The organism is Streptomyces mobaraensis NBRC 13819 = DSM 40847 (assembly GCF_017916255.1).
Classification (GTDB): domain Bacteria; phylum Actinomycetota; class Actinomycetes; order Streptomycetales; family Streptomycetaceae; genus Streptomyces; species Streptomyces mobaraensis.
Window position 1 is genome coordinate 5,282,558 of the sequence record NZ_CP072827.1, and the last position, 17,596, is coordinate 5,300,153.

General features: G+C 73.4%; 15 protein-coding genes. 12 read left to right on the forward strand and 3 right to left on the reverse strand.

Features of this window, described 5'->3' with window-relative positions; translation table 11 throughout:
* Positions 1–46: 46 nt before the first annotated feature.
* Positions 47–547, forward strand: coding sequence for an ATP-binding protein (locus tag J7W19_RS22880; RefSeq protein ID WP_004949807.1), 501 nt, complete (start codon positions 47–49; stop codon positions 545–547).
* A gap of 62 nt (positions 548–609) precedes the next feature.
* On the opposite strand, the gene J7W19_RS22885 is transcribed toward J7W19_RS22880, so the two are convergent.
* Positions 610–891: a hypothetical protein gene (locus J7W19_RS22885; RefSeq protein WP_004949805.1), complete on the reverse strand. Its 282-nt coding sequence runs from the start codon at positions 889–891 to the stop codon at positions 610–612.
* Between J7W19_RS22885 and J7W19_RS22890 the strand changes: the two genes are divergently transcribed.
* Entirely contained in the window at positions 890–1,165 is a 276-nt protein-coding gene (locus J7W19_RS22890) for a hypothetical protein (RefSeq protein WP_004949804.1), read from the forward strand. The two genes, J7W19_RS22885 and J7W19_RS22890, sit on opposite strands and share 2 nt — an antisense overlap.
* A gap of 349 nt (positions 1,166–1,514) precedes the next feature.
* On the opposite strand, the gene J7W19_RS22895 is transcribed toward J7W19_RS22890, so the two are convergent.
* Together J7W19_RS22895 and J7W19_RS22900 are read right to left on the reverse strand one after the other, a co-directional pair.
* The gene (locus J7W19_RS22895; protein WP_051072682.1) at positions 1,515–2,636 is read right to left on the reverse strand and encodes a sensor histidine kinase; all 1,122 of its coding nucleotides are present in this window, start codon (positions 2,634–2,636) and stop codon (positions 1,515–1,517) included.
* Between the two features lie 92 nt (positions 2,637–2,728).
* On the reverse strand, positions 2,729–3,433 hold the full coding sequence (locus tag J7W19_RS22900) for a response regulator (RefSeq protein ID WP_004949799.1): 705 nt from the start codon (positions 3,431–3,433) through the stop codon (positions 2,729–2,731).
* 442 nt (positions 3,434–3,875) lie between these two features.
* Here J7W19_RS22900 and J7W19_RS22905 point away from each other — a divergent pair, with 442 nt between their 5' ends.
* The 10 genes from J7W19_RS22905 to J7W19_RS22950 all read left to right on the forward strand — a co-directional run bounded on the left by J7W19_RS22905 (position 3,876) and on the right by J7W19_RS22950 (position 17,551).
* The gene (locus tag J7W19_RS22905) at positions 3,876–4,565 is read left to right on the forward strand and encodes an SDR family oxidoreductase (RefSeq protein WP_004949797.1); all 690 of its coding nucleotides are present in this window, start codon (positions 3,876–3,878) and stop codon (positions 4,563–4,565) included.
* Between the two features lie 111 nt (positions 4,566–4,676).
* Positions 4,677–5,717, forward strand: coding sequence for a methionine synthase (locus J7W19_RS22910; RefSeq protein WP_267939154.1), 1,041 nt, complete (start codon positions 4,677–4,679; stop codon positions 5,715–5,717).
* A gap of 43 nt (positions 5,718–5,760) precedes the next feature.
* On the forward strand, positions 5,761–8,001 hold the full coding sequence (ligA, locus tag J7W19_RS22915; RefSeq protein WP_004949794.1) for an NAD-dependent DNA ligase LigA: 2,241 nt from the start codon (positions 5,761–5,763) through the stop codon (positions 7,999–8,001).
* Positions 8,002–8,173: 172 nt separating this feature from the next.
* Positions 8,174–10,321 (forward strand): putative bifunctional diguanylate cyclase/phosphodiesterase, encoded by a 2,148-nt coding sequence (locus J7W19_RS22920; RefSeq protein WP_210455365.1) that lies wholly within the window; start codon positions 8,174–8,176, stop codon positions 10,319–10,321.
* A 299-nt stretch (positions 10,322–10,620) separates the two neighbouring features.
* Positions 10,621–10,917, forward strand: a complete 297-nt coding sequence (gatC, locus tag J7W19_RS22925; RefSeq protein WP_004948522.1) for an Asp-tRNA(Asn)/Glu-tRNA(Gln) amidotransferase subunit GatC — start codon at positions 10,621–10,623, stop codon at positions 10,915–10,917.
* 5 nt (positions 10,918–10,922) lie between these two features.
* A complete protein-coding gene (gene gatA / locus J7W19_RS22930; RefSeq protein WP_004948519.1) occupies positions 10,923–12,419 on the forward strand; it encodes an Asp-tRNA(Asn)/Glu-tRNA(Gln) amidotransferase subunit GatA in 1,497 nt (498 codons plus the stop codon).
* Positions 12,416–12,685, forward strand: a complete 270-nt coding sequence (locus J7W19_RS22935; RefSeq protein ID WP_004948516.1) for a hypothetical protein — start codon at positions 12,416–12,418, stop codon at positions 12,683–12,685. The genes gatA and J7W19_RS22935 overlap by 4 nt, the downstream gene beginning before the upstream one ends.
* Positions 12,686–12,710: 25 nt before the next feature.
* Positions 12,711–14,219 carry an Asp-tRNA(Asn)/Glu-tRNA(Gln) amidotransferase subunit GatB gene (gatB, locus tag J7W19_RS22940; protein ID WP_004948513.1) on the forward strand — a complete coding sequence of 503 codons (1,509 nt, stop codon included), beginning with the start codon at positions 12,711–12,713 and terminating at the stop codon, positions 14,217–14,219.
* A gap of 197 nt (positions 14,220–14,416) precedes the next feature.
* Positions 14,417–15,004, forward strand: a complete 588-nt coding sequence (locus tag J7W19_RS22945) for an AMIN-like domain-containing (lipo)protein (protein WP_040890868.1) — start codon at positions 14,417–14,419, stop codon at positions 15,002–15,004.
* 195 nt (positions 15,005–15,199) lie between these two features.
* The gene (locus J7W19_RS22950) at positions 15,200–17,551 is read left to right on the forward strand and encodes an MMPL family transporter (RefSeq protein WP_004948508.1); all 2,352 of its coding nucleotides are present in this window, start codon (positions 15,200–15,202) and stop codon (positions 17,549–17,551) included.
* Positions 17,552–17,596 lie beyond the last annotated feature (45 nt).

Genomic DNA, 17,596 nt, shown 5'->3' on the forward strand with positions numbered 1-17,596 from the left:
CACCCAGCCGTACAGCAGCCATCGCGCTCCGCATGGAGGTGCCCTCGTGGTCACACGCCCCCCACAACCCGCTCCCGCCCCTCAACCCCTCCCCTTCAACGCCCCCTGGGAGTACGAACTCGTCTTCCCGCACGACCCGCGCGGTCCGGGGATCGCGCGCGTCACCTTGCGGGCCGTGCTGGCCGTGCACGGGCTGGAGGAACTGGCGGACAGGGCGGAGCTGTTGACGTCCGAGCTCACGACGAACTCCGTCCGGCACGCGTGGGGGCCGGCGACGGTCCGGCTCGCGTGGGAGTACCCGGTGCTGCGGGTGAGCGTGGCGGACACCGGCCCGTACGTGCCGGCCGTGCCGCCGGATCCGTCGGCCGTGGCGCTGGACGCGATCCGGGGCAGGGGGATGCTGATCCTCGACCTCGTCGCGTACCGGTGGGGTGGGTTCCCGCTCGGTCTGCCGCCGGCCGAGCCGAAGGGGAAGATCATCTGGTTTGAGCTGAGGCTGGACGCGGAGGCGCCGCCTCCGGGAGCCGTCCCGGCGCTGGTCGCCTGAGCGCGGCGCGGTATAGCGCGGACCGGGCGGGGGAGGGCCCCCGCCCGGCGCCGGGCGGGGCGTCAGCGGGACGTGCGCGAGACGTTCGTCACCGAGCAGCGGAAGGTGCCCGTGGAGCCGGGCTTGGCGACGTAGATGGTCGAGACGTCGGCCTTGCGGCTGCTGTTCGGGGGCACGGACATGATGGAGGTGTAGCGGGTGCGGGTGTCGCCCTCCGGCATCGTGAACTTCACGGTGAGCGAGTAGTCGCTGGTCTGCGACGCGCTGCTGTTGGTGGCGGTGAGCTTGGCGGTGATGCCGCTCGCGCTGCTGTAGGTGCAGCCGTTGATCTTGATGTCCCGCATGGCGTCGTTGGAGCTGCCGCGGCTGCGGCCGGACGAGCCGAGGATCGAGGAGCCGCCGCTCGACGAGTCGCCCGAGGTGGTCGTGCCGCTCGACGTCGAGCCGGTGCTGAAGCCGCCCGACGTGGAGTCGGAGCCGGTTCCACCGGACGTGGTGCCGCCGAACGTGCCGCCCGACGAGTCGCCGCCCGACGTGGACGTGCTGCCGCCCGACGACGAACTGCTGCTACTGCTGCTGTGGTGGCTGGAACCGCCCCCTCCGCAGCTCCCGCCGTGATGGCCCCGGGCACCGGTCAGTGCGACGACGCAGACACCGAAGATGGCCGCGGCGCGGGCATGACGAAACTTCACTGGTTCGGAACTCCCCCGTTGTCAGGCTTTTTTGCCCGTTCTTTTGACGAGCGCACGCCAGACTAACCAGATCTTTACAACCTCAGAAATCCTCGCGCCGTCTGTTCGCCTTCTGTGACAAGGGCGCGATGAAACCGGTGACGAACCGGAACCGGAGTGGCCGGAAAGAGCCGGTAAGTAGAGGGATGTCGGGCATGCCGGACGAGAGGCCGGGATCCGCGTGACCGGGTAGCGGGGCCGGGGCGGAGCACGACCGCGCGCCGGGTCGACAGCCGTCACCCCGAAGCGGGCAGGACCGTCCGTACCCGGAAACCGCCGTCCACCGGGCCCGCCGTGAACTCCCCGCCGAGTTGTTCGGCGCGTTCGCGCAGGCCCGTCAGGCCGTGGCCGCCCGAGGGGAGGGTGGACGGCCGCGAGCCGGTGCCGCTCGGGGCGGCGGTGTTGGCGACCTCGACGGCGAGGAAGGTCCGGCCGGCCTCCCGGAGGACGTCCACGGAGACGGTGACGGCCGCGCCCTCCGCGTGCTTGCGGACGTTGGTCAGCGCTTCCTGCACCGTGCGGTACGCGGCCTCCTCGACCTCCGCCGGCCACTTCAGGGCGTCGAGGGCGGGCAGGTCGGCCTCCAGGCGGGCATCGAGGCCGCTGCCTTTGACGAGGTCCGGCAGGGCGCCGAGCCGGGGGCGGAGGGCCGCGTCGCCGGGGGCCGTGCGCAGGACGCCGAGGAGGCCGCGGAGTTCGCTCAGGGCGGTGGCGCCCAGGCCGCGGATCACCGAGGCGGTCTCGCGGGCGGACGGTTCCTCCGCTGTCCGCTCCAGGGCGCCGGCCTGCACGGTCATCAGGCTGACCTGGTACGAGACGACGTCGTGCATCTCCCGGGCCAGCCGGGCCCGTTCGGCGACGACCGCCCGTTCGGCGATCAGCTCCGCCTCCCGGCGGTGGGCGCGGGACAACTCCTGGATGTGGTCGGCGAGTTGCCGGCGGGCCCGGCTGAGCTGGCCCATCGCCGTCGGGCCGACCGTCATCAGGGCGGACGAGAGGACGCCGAACAGCAGCGCGTCGTCGCGGCTCTGCCAGGCGCCCGGGATCGACGGCCACCAGGGGCCGAGCGAGGTGAGGAAGAACGCCAGGGACCAGCCGTAGACCGTCCACCGCCGCTCCATGGAGCGCGAGACCTGGTACATCGCCACCATGGGCGCGATCAGCAGGTGCCCGCCGAAGGTGACGGGCAGGGCGGTCACCAGGACGGGGACGGGGAAGCGGCGGCGGAGGAAGAGGGCGGCGACGGTCACCGCGTACAGGGTGGTCTCCGTCGGGCCGGCCACGGGGTACATGGCCGCCGTCTCGGCCGCCGTCACCGGGAGGAGGAGCAGGTCGCGGCGGAAGCCCCGCCACGTCACGGGCCACCGCGCACCGCTCGGCCGCCGCGCGTCCCCGCGCCGGCGCATACCGGCGAGCCGCCGCGCACCCCCGCGCCCCGCGCGGAACCGGCTCACGCCGGACCGGCCGCGTCCGGTCGCCCGCCGCGTGCACCGCCGTGTGCCCCGCCGCGCTCTCCGTCGAGGCGGACCAGCCCGTGGTGATGGGCGAGGACGGCCGCCTGGACGCGGTTGGCCGCGCCGAGTTTGGCCAGGATCGCGCTCACGTGGTCCTTGGCCGTGGCGGCGCCCATCAGCAGGGCGGCGCCGATCTCGGCGTTCGACTTCCCCCGGGCCAGCAGGGTCAGCACCGCGCGCTCGCGGTCGGTGAGGGAGGCCAGCCGGGCGGGCGGGGCGCCGCCGGCCCGCAGGTAGCCGTCGACCACGCTGTTCGCGACGGCGGGGGACAGCACCGTGCCGCCGGCCGCCAGGATGCGGACCGCGCTGGCCAGTTCGTCGGGGACGGTGTCCTTCACCAGGAACCCGGCGGCGCCGGCCCGCAGGGCGGGGGCGATGTGCTCGTCACCGGAGAACGTGGTGAGCATCGCCACCACGGGCGGCTCCGGCAGCGCCAGCAGCGAACCGAGCACCGAGAGGCCGTCCACCTCGGGCATCCGGATGTCCAGCAGCACGACGTCGGGGCGGTGCGCGACCGCGAGTTCCACGGCGCGTACGCCCTCGCAGGCCACCGGGACCTCGATGTCCGGTTCCGCCTCCAGGATGCTGCGGATTCCGGCGCGCAGCAGCTTCTCGTCGTCGACGACCATGACGCGGATCACTATTCACCACTCCTGCGCTGCTACCGGTCAGGAAATATAACAACCGCCCGGTCGGTCGGTTTCCGCCGCCCCCGCCGACCGGAGGGGACGGAACCGACGGTCGGCGGGTACCGGGAGGTGTCCCCGGGTCGTCACCATGGATGTGAGGGGGATGCGGTCCGCATCACGCCGGACATTCCGGAGGCGGGCGGGCGGCCGCGCGTTCCGTGGGGGGAGCGCGGCCGGGAGACGTACGGCCAGGGGGGACGTACGGCTCCGGGGGCCGTCCCGACAAGGGACGGCCGCCCGCCTCCGGAAGGACCCGCCCCGGCCGCGGTGCTTCCCCACCCCCGTAGGGGGTCGCCGCGGCCGGGGCGCTCAACCCGGTTCCCACTCCCGGGCTTCCGCGCCGTGTTGTGGACTGCCGCGTGTCCGCCGGGCGCGGGTAAGGCAAGCTGGGCCCATGGCAACACATGTGATCACCGGTGCCGGATCGGGCATCGGAGAGGTGCTGGCCGAGCGGTTGCTCGCCCGCGGGGACGAGATCTTCCTGTTCGCGCGCGACGCCGGACGCGCCAAGGAGCTGGCGGCCCGGTTCCCCGGCGCCCGCACGCTCGTCGGCGACCTCTCCAACCCCGACCGGCTCTCCTGGGCCCTGGACCAGCAGACGCTCCCGGAGCGCGTCGACTCGCTGCTGCACGTGGCGGGCGTCGTGGACCTCGGCGGGGTCGGCGAGCTGACGCCGCGGACGTGGACGAACACGCTCGCGGTCAACCTCGTCGCACCGGCAGAGCTCACCCGCCTGTTCCTGCCCCAACTGCGGGTCGCCCACGGCCACGTGGTCTTCGTCAACTCGGGCGCCGGCCTCAACGCGGGCCCGAACTGGAGCGCCTACGCGGCCAGCAAGCACGGGCTCAAGGCGCTCGCCGACTCCCTGCGCGCCGAGGAGCACGCCAACGGCGTCCGGGTGACCAGCGTCTACCCGGGCCGGACGGCCACCGCCATGCAGGCGAAGGTGCACCGGCAGGAGGGCAAGGAGTACGACGCGACGCGGTGGATCGAGCCCGGCTCGGTGGCGTCGACGATCCTGCACGCGATCGACCTGCCGCGCGACGCCGAGATCAACGACATCACGGTCCGGCCGGGGCGCTGACCGGCGGGGCGGTCCCGTCCGGCCGGGCCTACATCCGTACGTCCGGCCGGTCCCGCGACCGGCCGGACGGGCGTGCCCCGACCGGCCGGCGCGGTCTCGTACCCTTCCCGGGTGAGCCAGACGATCGAGACCAGCGAGCCCCGTGAGAACCGCCCCTGGGGGCCCGGCGCCGCGACCGGCGTCGGGTCGATGCCGGGAACCGACGCCCGGGAGGCGGCCAAGACCGTCACCGGGTCCCTGGAGACCCTCCCGTACCTGCCGGAACTCCCGGCGCGCGGACCCGGCGCGGACATGATCGGCCGGACCGCGGGCCTCCTCGTGGAGGTCTTCGCCCATGTGGAGCCCAGCGGCTGGCGGATCTCCGACCGGCCCGGCCGCGACACCCGCCGGGCGCGCTCCTGGCTGCGCGAGGACCTGGACGCGCTGGAGGAGTTCACCCAGGGGTACGAGGGCGCCCTGAAGATCTCCGCCGTCGGGCCCTGGACGCTCGCCGCGGCGCTGGAACTGCGCGGCGGCGAGGCCGCGCTGAGCGACCCGGGCGCCTGCCGCGACCTCACCGCCTCGCTCGCCGAGGGCCTCCGCGGCCACCTCTCCGAGCTGCGCCGCCGGGTGCCGGGCGCGACGCCCGTCCTCCAGCTCGACGAACCCTCGCTGACGGCCGTGCTCCGCGGCCGGGTCAGGACCGCCAGCGGCTACCGGACGCACCGGGCCGTCGACCGGGCCGTGGTCGAGGGCGCGCTCCGGGAGATCGCCGCGGTCGCCCGGGAGGCCGGCGCCCCCCTCGTCGTGCACTCGTGCGCCCCCGGCGTGCCCTTCGCACTGCTCCGGCGCGCCGGGGCGACCGGTGTCTCGTTCGACTTCTCGCTGCTCACCGAGCGTGAGGACGACGCGCTCGGCGAGGCCGTCGAGGGCGGAACGACGCTCTTCGCCGGCGTCGTGCCCGGCGTGGACGGCCCATTGTCCGACCCTGCCGGTAGCGTCATGGGTGTCAGGACGCTGTGGCGCCGGCTGGGGCTGTCACCTGGGACTCTCGCCGAGTCCGTGGTGGTCGCGCCCGCCTGCGGCATGGCGGGCGCGTCGCCCGCCTACGCCCGCTCGGCCCTCGCCCACTGCGTCCGGGCGGCACGATCACTCGTGGACAACCCTGAGTGACGGCGCCGGAGGGCGCACCAGAGGACAACGGGAGGACGAGACGGTGGCTGTCGAACAGCACGGCGGGCACGGCGGAAGCGACGGGAAGCTCACCTCGGAGGCGTCGACGCCCGCGGCGGCGCGGGAGCGGCACGCCCTGCTCGCCGAGCAGGTCGAGGAGCACCGCTTCCGCTACTACGTGAAGGACGCCCCGGTCGTCAGCGACGCCGAGTTCGACCGGCTGCTGCGCGAGCTGGAGGCCCTGGAGGAGGAGCACCCCGAGCTCCGCACCCCCGACTCGCCCACCCAGAAGGTCGCGGGCTCCTACGAGACGGAGTTCACCTCCGTCGAGCACCGCGAGCGCATGCTCTCCCTGGACAACGCCTTCGACGACGAGGAACTGGCCGCCTGGGCCGACCGCGTCGCCAAGGAGGTCGGCGAGGGCGCGGACTACCACTTCCTCTGCGAGCTCAAGGTGGACGGCCTCGCCGTCAACCTGACCTACGAGCACGGGCGGCTCACCCGCGCCGCCACCCGCGGCGACGGCCGCACCGGCGAGGACATCACGCCCAACATCAAGACCATCTCCGAGATCCCGCACCGGCTGGAGGGCGACCGGATCCCCGCCCTGGTCGAGGTGCGCGGCGAGGTCTACTTCCCGATGGAGAAGTTCCAGGAGCTCAACGCGCGCCTGGTGGAGGCCGGCAAGCCGCCGTTCGCCAACCCGCGGAACGCGGCGGCCGGCTCGCTGCGGCAGAAGGACCCGCGGGTCACCGCCACCCGCCCGCTGCACATGGTGGTGCACGGCGTCGGCGCCCGCGAGGGCTTCGCCATCGACTGCCAGTCGCACGCCTACGAGCTGCTGCGCGAGTGGGGTCTGCCCACCGCCGCGCACGCCGAGGTCGTCGACTCGCTGGACGGGGTGCGGAAGTTCATCGCGCACTACGGGCAGCCCAAGGTGCGGCACTCCATGGAGCACGAGATCGACGGCGTCGTCGTCAAGCTCGACGAGGTCCCCCTCCAGGGCCGGCTGGGCTCCACCGCGCGGGCCCCGCGCTGGGCCATCGCCTGGAAGTACCCGCCGGAGGAGGTCAACACCAAGCTCCTCGACATCCGCGTCGGCGTCGGCCGCACCGGCCGCGTCACCCCGCAGGCCGTCGTCGAGCCCGTCACCGTCGCCGGCTCCGAGGTCGAGTTCGCCACCCTGCACAACCAGGAGGTCGTCAAGGCCAAGGGCGTCCTCATCGGCGACACGGTCGTGCTCCGCAAGGCCGGCGACGTCATCCCCGAGATCCTCGGACCCGTCGTCGACCTCCGGGACGGCAGCGAGCGCGAGTTCGTGATGCCGGCCGAGTGCCCCGAGTGCGGGACGGCGCTGCGCCCCATGAAGGAGGGCGACGTCGACCTCCGCTGCCCCAACGCCCGCTCCTGCCCCGGCCAGATCCGCGAGCGCGTCTACTACCTCGCGGGCCGCGAGTGCCTGGACATCGAGAACTTCGGCTACGTGGCCGCCTCGGCCCTCACCCAGCCGCTGGAACCGGCCACCCCGCCGCTGCTCAACGAGGGCGACCTCTTCGACCTGACCATCGAGGAGCTGCTGCCCATCAAGTCCTACGTGCGCGACCCGGACACCGGACTGCCCAAGCACGACCCCAAGACCGGCGAGGAGAAGGTCGTCACCTTCTTCGCCAACCAGAAGGGCGAGCCCAAGAAGAACGCCCTGGCCATGCTGGAGAACATCCAGGCGGCCAGGACCCGGCCGCTCGCCCGGATCGTCAACGGCCTCTCCATCCGGCACGTGGGCCCGGTCGCCGCCGCCGCGCTGGCCCGCGAGTTCGGCTCGATCGACCGGATCGCCGCGGCCACCGAGGAGGAACTGGCCGCCGTCGACGGCGTCTCCGACACCATCGCCACCGCCGTCCGCGAGTGGTTCGCCGAGGACTGGCACCGCGAGATCATCGAGAAGTGGCGGGCCGCCGGCGTCCGGATGGAGGAGGAGAGGAGCGGCGACGAGGGGCCGCGGCCGCTGGCCGGCCTCACCGTCGTCGTCACCGGCACGCTCGCCTCGTACACCCGCGACCAGGCCAAGGAGGCCCTCCAGTCGCGCGGTGCCAAGGTGACCGGATCCGTCTCCAAGAAGACCGACTTCGTGGTCGTCGGCGACAACCCCGGCTCCAAGTACGACAAGGCCATGCAGCTGAAGGTCCCCGTCCTGGAGGAGGACGGCTTCGCCGTGCTCCTCGCCGAGGGACCGGAAGCGGCGCGCGCCGCCGCCGTGCCACAGGAGCCCACCCCGGCGGAGTAATGCCCGCGGGGCCAGTGGGCATTACCCCTACAGCGCTTTCCGAACGCCACGCCAGGCCGGATCCTGTTCGGGCAACCGCCGCCGATCGCTGCCCGTCGTAGCCTTCTGCGGCCTACTGTTGAGATGTGCGCCTGCCGTGGCGCGGGCACCGCCGGCTGTGAGAGGGACGGGCATGAAACCCACCGACAGCGCCGAACCGGCATCGCGGCTGCGCAGGGATCCACCACCCGCGCTGCCGGTCGTCTGCGTCCCCCTCGCGCTGCTCGTCCTCGCCCTGGGGATCGAGCGGGCCGCCGCCGCGGGCCACGCGGTGTTCCCCGGGCGGACGGTCGGCTGGTCCCTCGCCACCCTCACGGCCCTCATCGTCGCCCATCTGGTCGCACTGGGCCGTGACCGGTGGTGGGGAGGCTCCGGCTCCGGCGCCGCCCTGACCCTGGCCGTCCTGCTGCTCCACGGCTGGATCCCGGCCGCCGTCATCGGCATCGCCGTCGTCACCTTCGTCACCACGGCCCGGCGGCACCGCTGGCGACAGGCGTTACTCCACTGTGCCGTCGACGTCCTCGGCGTCGCGGCCGGCGGCGCCGCCCTCGGCCTGCTCGACGTGCACGCCTCCGTCGAACACCCCTGGCTGCCCAGCGGCTGGGAGCCGGCCGACGTCCCCCGGATCGCCCTCGCCGCCTTCGTCTACCTCACCGTCACCCGGGCCCTGCTCTGGCGTCACCTCGCCCCGCCGCACTCCGGGTTCACCGGCGGCCCCGCCCGCGCCGCCCTGCTCCGGCAGGCGCTCGTCGGCGGCGCGCTCCTCGGCATAGCCCCGCTGATCGCCGTCGTCGCCGAACACGCGCCGCTGCTGCTGCCGCTGTTCGCGATCCCCCTCATAGCCCTGGACTCCACCCTCTGGATAGCCCACGCCCGGGCCGAGGAGCAGCTCCGCGACCCCCTCACCGGGCTCCCCAACCGGCAGTGGCTCCTCGAACGGACCTGGGCCGCGCTCGACGAGGCCGAACAGGCCGGCGAGCGGACCGCGCTCGTCCTCATCGACCTCGACCGCTTCCGCTCCGTCAACGACACCCTCGGCCACCTGGCCGGCGACCGGCTGCTGCTCCAGATCGCCGCCCGGCTCCGGGACGCACTCCCGCGCGACGCGGAGGCCGCCCGCCTCGGCGGCGACGAGTTCGCCGTCCTCCTCCCCGCCGTGGACTCCCTCACCAGCGCCCAGCGCGTCGCCCGCGGCCTCGTCGCCGCCCTCGGCTCCCCCCTCGACCTCGACGGCCTCACCCTCGTCCTCGAGGCCAGCGCCGGGGTCGCCGTCCACCCCGACCACGCCCTCGACGCCGAAGGGCTGCTGCGCCGGGCCGACGTGGCGATGTACCAGGCGAAACGTGACCGCAGCGGCGTCGAGGTCTACGAGGCCCGCCGGGACGGCAACACCCCCGACCGCCTCGGCCTCCTCGGCGACCTGCGCCGCGCCCTCGACGCGGGGGAAGTGGAGCTGCACTACCAGCCCAAGGTCGGCTTCGACGGGCACGTCGAGGGCCTGGAGGCACTGGTGCGCTGGGTGCACCCGGAGCGCGGCCGGGTCTCCCCGGACGAGTTCATCGCCATCGCCGAGTCCTCCGGCCTGATGCCCCGGCTCACCGAGTACGTGCTGGAGACCGCCCTCGGCCAGGTCGCCCGCTGGCGGGCCATGGGCCTGGAGGTGCCCGTCGCCGTCAACGTCTCCCCGCGCGACGTCCACACCCCCGGCTTCGCCGGTTCCGTCGCCGCCCGCCTCGCCCGGCACGGCGTCCCGCCGGGCGCCCTCCAGCTGGAGATCACCGAGCACGTCCTCCTGGAAGACCCGCAGCGGGCCGCCGACGCGCTCGCCGGGCTCACCGGGCACGGCGTCAAGATGTCCCTCGACGACTTCGGCACGGGGTACTCGTCGCTGGTCCACCTGCGCCGGTTGCCGGTCAGCGAGCTGAAGATCGACCGGTCCTTCGTCGCCCGCCTCGCCATCGACAACGAGGACGCGGAGATCGTCCGCTGCACGCTCGACCTCGCGCACTCGCTCGGGCTTCTCGTGGTCGCCGAGGGTGTCGAGGACGACGAGACGTGGGAGCGGTTGCGGGATCTGGGGTGTGACGCGGTGCAGGGGTGGCTGGTCGCGGCCGCGATGCCTCCTGAGGAGACGACGGCTTGGCTCCGCCTGCGCGAGGCGGGCTGGCGGCGGGAGCACCCGCCGGCCGCCGCGCCCGCGGTGGCGCCCGCGCCCGCGCCGGCGGCGCCCGCTCCCGCTTCCGCGGTGGTCGAGAAGGAGGCGGACCAGCCGGTGACGTAGGGGGATGCCCCGGTCCCGCCCTTTCACCGTTTCCTGGGGCTGCCGCCCCAGACCCCGCTTTTCGCGGCTCCGCCGCTCGTCCTCAAACGCCGGACGGGCTGATTTCAGCCCGTCCGGCGTTTGAGGACAGCGCCCGCAGGGCGCTTCGGGGGTGCGGGGGCGGAGCCCCCGCAAGAAACGGTGAAAGGGCGGGACCGGGGCACCCCACCGCGCCAGCGGACAATCCGTTTCGCGGTGGACGCGGCCCGCGCCATAGGATTGGCCGCGAAACCTACACACTCCACCCTGAGGATCGCTGCATGCCTGGCATCACGCGCGAGGAGGTCGCCCACCTCGCCCGGCTGGCGCGCCTGGAGCTGAAGGGCGAAGAGCTCGACCACTTCGCCACTCAGCTCGACGACATCATCGGCGCGGTCGCCCGCGTCTCCGAGGTCGCCGACCAGGACGTCCCGCCGACCTCCCACCCGCTGCCGCTGACCAACGTCATGCGGCCGGACGAGGTCCGTCCGTCGCTCAGCCCGGAGGCGGCGCTCTCCGGCGCCCCCGCTCAGGAGCAGCAGCGTTTCAAGGTGCCGCAGATCCTGGGTGAGGAGTGACCACGATGACCACCGAACTGATCAAGCTGACCGCCGCGGAGATCGCCGAGAAGATCGCCGCCGGTGAGGTCACGGCCGTCGAGGTCACCGAGGCCCACCTGGCCCGGATCGAGGCCGTCGACGAGAAGGTGCACGCCTTCCTGCACGTCGACCGCGAGGGCGCCCTGAAGCAGGCGCGCGCCGTGGACGAGAAGCGCGCGCGGGGCGAGAAGCTCGGCCCGCTGGCCGGCGTCCCGCTGGCGCTGAAGGACATCTTCACCACCGAGGGCATCCCGACCACCGTCGGTTCCAAGATCCTCGAAGGCTGGATCCCGCCGTACGACGCGACGCTGACCAAGCGCCTCAAGGACGCGGACGTCGTCATCCTCGGCAAGACCAACATGGACGAGTTCGCGATGGGCTCCTCCACGGAGAACAGCGCGTACGGCCCGACCGGCAACCCCTGGGACCTGACCAAGATCCCCGGCGGTTCCGGCGGCGGCTCCAGCGCGGCCCTCGCCGCGTACGAGGCCCCGCTCGCCATCGGCACGGACACCGGCGGTTCGATCCGCCAGCCCGCCGCCGTCACCGGCACGGTCGGCGTCAAGCCCACCTACGGCGCGGTCTCCCGCTACGGCATGGTCGCCTTCTCGTCCTCCCTCGACCAGGGCGGCCCCTGCGCCCGTACGGTCCTGGACGCGGCGCTGCTGCACGAGGTCATCGCGGGTCACGACCCGCTGGACTCCACCTCCATCGACGCCCCGGTCCCGCCGGTCGTCGAGGCCGCCCGCAACGGCAGCGTCGCGGGCATGCGCGTCGGCGTCGTCAAGCAGTTCCGCGGCGAGGGCTACCAGGCCGGCGTCCTCCAGCGGTTCGACGAGTCCGTCGAGCTGCTGCGCGAGCTCGGCGCCGAGATCGTCGAGGTGGACTGCCCCTCGTTCGACCTCGCGCTGGCCGCGTACTACCTGATCGCGCCGTCCGAGTGCTCCTCGAACCTGGCCCGGTTCGACGGTCTCCGCTACGGCCTGCGCGCCGGTGACGACGGCACCCGCTCCGCCGAGGACGTCACCGCCCTCACCCGCGAGGCCGGCTTCGGCCCCGAGGTGAAGCGCCGCGTGATGCTCGGCACCTACGCGCTGAGCTCCGGCTACTACGACGCGTACTACGGCTCGGCGCAGAAGGTCCGCACCCTCATCACGCGGGACTTCGAGAAGGCGTTCGAGCAGGTGGACGTGATGGTCTCGCCGACCACGCCGACCACCGCCTTCGCGATCGGCGAGCGCGCCGACGACCCGATGGCGATGTACCTGGCGGACCTGTGCACCATCCCGACCAACCTGGCGGGCAACGCGGCCATGTCGCTGCCGTGCGGCCTCGCCCCGGAGGACGGGCTGCCGGTGGGGCTCCAGATCATCGCTCCCGCCATGAAGGACGAACGGCTCTACAAGGTCGGTGCCGCGGTCGAGGCCGCGTTCACCGCCCGCTGGGGCCACCCGCTGCTGGAGGAGGCACCCGCACTGTGAGCACCGCGAGCGAGAACAAGAGCAAGGGCAGCGCGCTGAAGAAGGCCAAGGGCTTCAAGAAGTCCAAGGCCGGCACGTACCTGTCCATCGGCACGACCCTGTTCGGCGCGGTCAGCGTCGTCAAGCAGGCGAAGACGGCGCGCGGCGAGCAGGACACGCTCCAGCTGGTCGACGCGGTCGTCTCGGCCGCCGCCATCGTCACCGGCGTCGCCCTGCTCGTGCGGGAGCTGCGCCGTATGAAGAGCGACGACGTCCTCGCGGGCTGAGCCGGGACTGAGAGGTAAGTTTTCCGTGACCGTCACTGAACTGGTGTCGTACGAGGACGCGTTGGCGTCCTACGACCCCGTCATGGGCCTGGAGGTCCATGTCGAGCTCGGCACCAAGACCAAGATGTTCTGCGGGTGCTCCACGGAGCTGGGCGCCGACCCGAACTCGCAGACCTGCCCCACCTGCCTCGGCATGCCCGGCGCGCTCCCGGTCGTCAACGCCGTCGGCGTCGAGTCCGCGATCAAGATCGGTCTCGCGCTGAACTGCGAGATCGCCGAGTGGTGCCGCTTCGCCCGGAAGAACTACTTCTATCCGGACATGCCGAAGAACTTCCAGACCTCCCAGTACGACGAGCCGATCGCCTTCAACGGCTACCTGGACGTCCAGCTGGAGGACGGCGAGGTCTTCCGCGTGGAGATCGAGCGCGCCCACATGGAGGAGGACACCGGCAAGTCCACGCACGTGGGCGGTGCCACCGGCCGCATCCACGGCGCGTCCCACTCCCTGCTGGACTACAACCGGGCCGGCATCCCGCTGATCGAGATCGTCACCAAGCCGATCGAGGGCGCGGGCGAGCGGGCCCCCGAGGTCGCCAAGGCGTACGTCGCCGAGCTGCGCGAGCTCATCAAGGCGCTCGGCGTCTCCGAGGCCCGCATGGAGATGGGCCAGATGCGCTGCGACGTCAACCTGTCGCTGCGCCCGAACGGCACCGAGAAGTTCGGCACCCGCTCGGAGACCAAGAACGTCAACTCGCTCCGCAGCGTCGAGCGGGCCGTCCGGTTCGAGGTCATGCGGCACGCCGCCGTGCTGTCCTCGGGCGGCACGATCGTCCAGGAGACGCGCCACTTCCACGAGGAGGACGGCTCCACCACCGCCGGCCGGATCAAGGAAGAGGCCGAGGACTACCGGTACTTCCCCGAGCCGGACCTGGTGCCGGTGGCCCCCTCCCGCGCGTGGGTCGAGGAGCTGCGGGCGACCCTGCCCGAGCTGCCGCGCGTGCGCCGCAACCGCCTCCGCGAGGAGTGGGGGATCAGCGAGCACGACATGCAGTCGATCCTCAACGCGGGCGCGGTCGACCTGATCGTCGCCACCGTCGAGGCCGGTGCCGACTCCGCCGCCGCCCGCAAGTGGTGGATGGGCGAGCTGGCCCGCCGCGCCAACGAGGGCGGCACCGAGCTGTCCGCCATGCCGATCACCCCGGCCCAGGTGGCCCGGGTGGCCGCGCTGGTCGCGGACGGTTCGCTCAACGACAAGCTGGCGCGCCAGGTCATCGAGGGCGTCCTCGCGGGCGAGGGCGAGCCGGACGCGGTCGTCGAGAAGCGCGGCCTGAAGGTCGTCTCCGACGAGGGTGCGCTCGGCACCGCCGTGGACGAGGCCATCGCGGCCAACGCGGCCATCGCGGACAAGATCCGCGGCGGCAAGGTCGCGGCGGCGGGCGCGCTCGTCGGCGCGGTCATGAAGGCCACGCGGGGCCAGGCGGACGCGGCGCGGGTGCGTGAGCTGATCCTGGAGCGGCTGGGCGTCGAGGGCTGACGTCGGCCGGGTCCGTGCGAGAGGGCCGCTCCCCTGGACGGGGGAGCGGCCCTCTTCCATCAGCACAGGTGACTATTGGCTGACAAGTCGCATTTGGCCGGTTTCGCTCGCTCGCTTCCCCGCCCGCCGGAACGGTCCGGCATGATCCGGGGCAACGGGCCGGACCACGTGCCCGTACTCCATGGCTGGGGGTAGCAATGCGACGGTTGAGCACCGCGCTGGCCGCGCTCCTGCTGGCGGGCGCCGGGCTGGTGACGGCCACGGGGGCGATCGCGTCCGAGCCCGCGGGCGGCGGCGCCACGGACACGTCGGACTGCCGGGTCGGCTGGGGGAGCCAGCCCAGGAGCCATCCCGACTCCGAGTACCACCCGCTGACCGACATCAGAACCGGCCGCCACCGCTGTTTCGACCGGATGGTCTTCGACGTGCACACCTCGCACGGTCACCCGATCGGGTACCACGTGGGGTACGTCGACCAGCTGTATCAGGACGGTTCCGGGGACGTCGTCACCGTCGCCGGCGGCGCCCTCCTGGAGATCCGGGTGGCCGCGCCGAGCCACGACCCGGAGACCGGCGGACCGCGCTACCCCGGGCGCGCCGGCCATCCGCTGCCCGGCGTGGACCTCACCGGTTACCCGGCGTTCCGCGAGGCCAGGTTCGTGGGCAGCTTCGAGGGCGACACGATGGTGGGGCTGGGGCTGAAGGGAAGGCTGCCGTTCCGGGTCTTCCAGACGGGCAACCACGTGGTGGTGGACGTCGCTCATTCCTGGCACACGTTCCGGTAGGGCCGCCGGTCGCGGGGGTGGCGCCCGGGTCCTGTGGTGTGACCCACAAAAGGGACAAACGATCTCCCGGAGCTGTCAGAGTGGTCGGCCGGAGGCCCGCATACTGCGGTCCGTCCCCCCTCTCCGTCGAAGCGCTCCGAACCGCGGGTCCCCCCGGCGTGCGCGACGCGACACGACCCTCCCGGGAAGCAGGGAATGACCGCACTCGCCCGGTGGTGCCTGCGCCGCCGCCTCGCCGTCGTCGTCCTGTGGCTCGTCGCCCTCGCCGGCACGGCCGCCGCGGCGGCGCTGGCCGGTTCCTCCTACTCCGAGGACTACCGGGTGCCCGGCACCGAGTCCGGCCGCGCCACCGCCCTGCTCGAACGGGACTTCCCCGGCCGCGGCGGCGACGACACGATCGTCTGGCACACCACGTCCGGCACCGTCCGCTCCGCCGACGTCCGGCAGCGGATGTCCCACACCCTCCGCGAGGTCGCCGCCCTGCCCGGCGTCGCCTCGGTCGACGGCCCGTACACCGGTTCCGGCGGCGGGATCAGCCCCGACGGCCGGACCGCCTACGCCGATCTGACCTTCCGCGGGGACGGCGCCGGCGATCCCGACGTCGGACAGGTGCGGACGGTCGTCACCACCGCGCGGGCGGCGGCGGGGGACGGGCTGGACGTGGCCCTCGGCGGCAGCTCCATCGGCCTCACCGAGGGCGCGAACAGTCACCTCAGCGAGCTCGTCGGCATCGTCGTCGCGGCGGTGGTGCTCTTCGTCGTCTTCGGCTCGCTCGCGGCCTGCCTGCTGCCCATCGCCACCGCGCTCGTCGGCGTCGGCACGGCCGCCGCGGGCACCGTCCTGCTGGGCCACCTGATGCCGGTCGCCGGCTTCGCGCCCATGCTGGGCACCCTCATCGGCCTCGGCGTGGGCATCGACTACGCGCTGTTCATCGTCACCCGCCACCGCAAGGGCCTGCGCCAGGGGCTGTCGGTCCCGGAGGCGGCCGAACGGGCGGTGGCGACGACCGGACGCGCCGTGGTCTTCGCCGGCGGGACCGTCTGCGCGGCGCTGCTCGGCATGCTCGTGCTCCGGCTGGACTTCCTGATCGGCGTCGCCCTCGCCGCGTCCCTCACGGTCCTCCTCACCGTGGCCGCGTCGCTCACCCTGCTGCCCGCCCTCCTGGGCTTCATGGGACGACGGGTGCTGGGGCGCCGGGAGCGCCGCGCGGTGCCGGGCGCCGGGCTCGGCCCCGACGCTCCGGCGGGCCTGGCCGTCCCGACCGGTTCGGTCGCCTCGTCCGGCCCGGGTGCCCCGACCGGCCTGGTCGCCTCAACCGGTCCGACCGGTCTCGCCGCCCCGGCTGCCCCGACCGGCTCGACCGACCCGACCGCCCCCACCGGCCTGGCCGCCCGCTGGTCGGCGCTGGTCGAACGGCGGCCGAAGCTGCTCGCCGCCGTCGCCGCGGCCGTGATGCTCGTCCTCGCCCTGCCCGCGTTCGCCCTCCACCTGGGCACCTCCGACCAGGGCAACAACCCCGCCTCGTCCACCACCCGGCAGGCGTACGACCTGCTCGCCGACGGCTTCGGCCCCGGCGTCAACGGCCCCCTGACGCTCGTCGCGGAGCTGGACGGCGCGGGCGAGCGCCTCGCCTTCGACCGGCTGCCCGCGCGGCTGCGCGACATGCCGGGCATCGCCTCCGTCGGCCCCGCCACGCACGGCCGCGGCGGCGCCTCCGGCGCCATCGCCGTCGTCCCCGACAGCTCGCCGCAGTCCCGCGCCACCAGCGACCTCGTCCGGCGGCTGCGCGCCGAGACCCTGCCCCGCGCCACCGCCGGCACCGGCCTGGACGTCCACGTCGGCGGGCCGACCGCCGCCTACGACGACTTCGCCGCTGTCATCCGCGGCAAACTCCCGCTGTTCGTCGGCACGGTGGTCGGCCTGGGCTGCGTCCTGCTGCTCCTCGCGTTCCGCAGCGTCGGCATACCGCTGAAGGCCGCCGCGATGAACATCGCCGCCGTCGCCTCCTCGTTCGGCCTGATCGTCGCGGTCTTCCAGTGGGGCTGGGGCAGCGAATCCCTCGGCCTGGGCCGGGCCGGGCCCATCGAACCGTTCCTGCCCGTGGTGATGATCGCCGTCCTCTTCGGTCTGTCCATGGACTACCAGGTGTTCCTGGTGAGCCGGATGTACGAGGAGTGGCTGGCCACCCGCGACAACCGCCGCGCGGTCCGGGTCGGGCTGGCCGAGACCAGCCGGGTCATCAACTCGGCCGCGATCATCATGATCTCGGTGTTCCTGGCGTTCGTGCTGAGCGGCGACCGGGTGATCGCGATGTTCGGCATCGGGCTGGCGTCGGCCGTCGCCCTGGACGCGTTCGTGCTGCGCACGCTGCTCGTCCCGGCGCTGATGCACCTGCTCGGCGGCGCGAACTGGTGGCTGCCGGGGTGGCTGGACCGGCGGCTCCCGCGCATCAGCATCGAGCCGCCGGAGCCGCGGCCGACGCGGCCGCTGCCGACGCCGCTGACGGGCGCGCGGCCCGAGCGGGAGGACGTACGGCCGGTGGCGTGAGGCGGGTGGCGCGACGGTGGCCCCCCGCACACCCGGAGCCCTCTG

What these genes read in the sequence shown, in the direction of transcription:
- J7W19_RS22885 (WP_004949805.1), bottom strand. Translation starts at nt 891, where the DNA reads ATGCGGGACATCAAGATCAACGGCTGCACCTACAGCAGCGCGAGCGGC.
- J7W19_RS22920 (WP_210455365.1), top strand. Translation starts at nt 8,174, where the DNA reads ATGAAACCCACCGACAGCGCCGAACCGGCATCGCGGCTGCGCAGGGAT.
- J7W19_RS22905 (WP_004949797.1), top strand. Translation starts at nt 3,876, where the DNA reads ATGGCAACACATGTGATCACCGGTGCCGGATCGGGCATCGGAGAGGTG.
- J7W19_RS22945 (WP_040890868.1), top strand. Translation starts at nt 14,417, where the DNA reads ATGCGACGGTTGAGCACCGCGCTGGCCGCGCTCCTGCTGGCGGGCGCC.
- gatC (WP_004948522.1), top strand. Translation starts at nt 10,621, where the DNA reads ATGCCTGGCATCACGCGCGAGGAGGTCGCCCACCTCGCCCGGCTGGCG.
- J7W19_RS22890 (WP_004949804.1), top strand. Translation starts at nt 890, where the DNA reads ATGGCGTCGTTGGAGCTGCCGCGGCTGCGGCCGGACGAGCCGAGGATC.
- J7W19_RS22950 (WP_004948508.1), top strand. Translation starts at nt 15,200, where the DNA reads ATGACCGCACTCGCCCGGTGGTGCCTGCGCCGCCGCCTCGCCGTCGTC.
- gatA (WP_004948519.1), top strand. Translation starts at nt 10,923, where the DNA reads ATGACCACCGAACTGATCAAGCTGACCGCCGCGGAGATCGCCGAGAAG.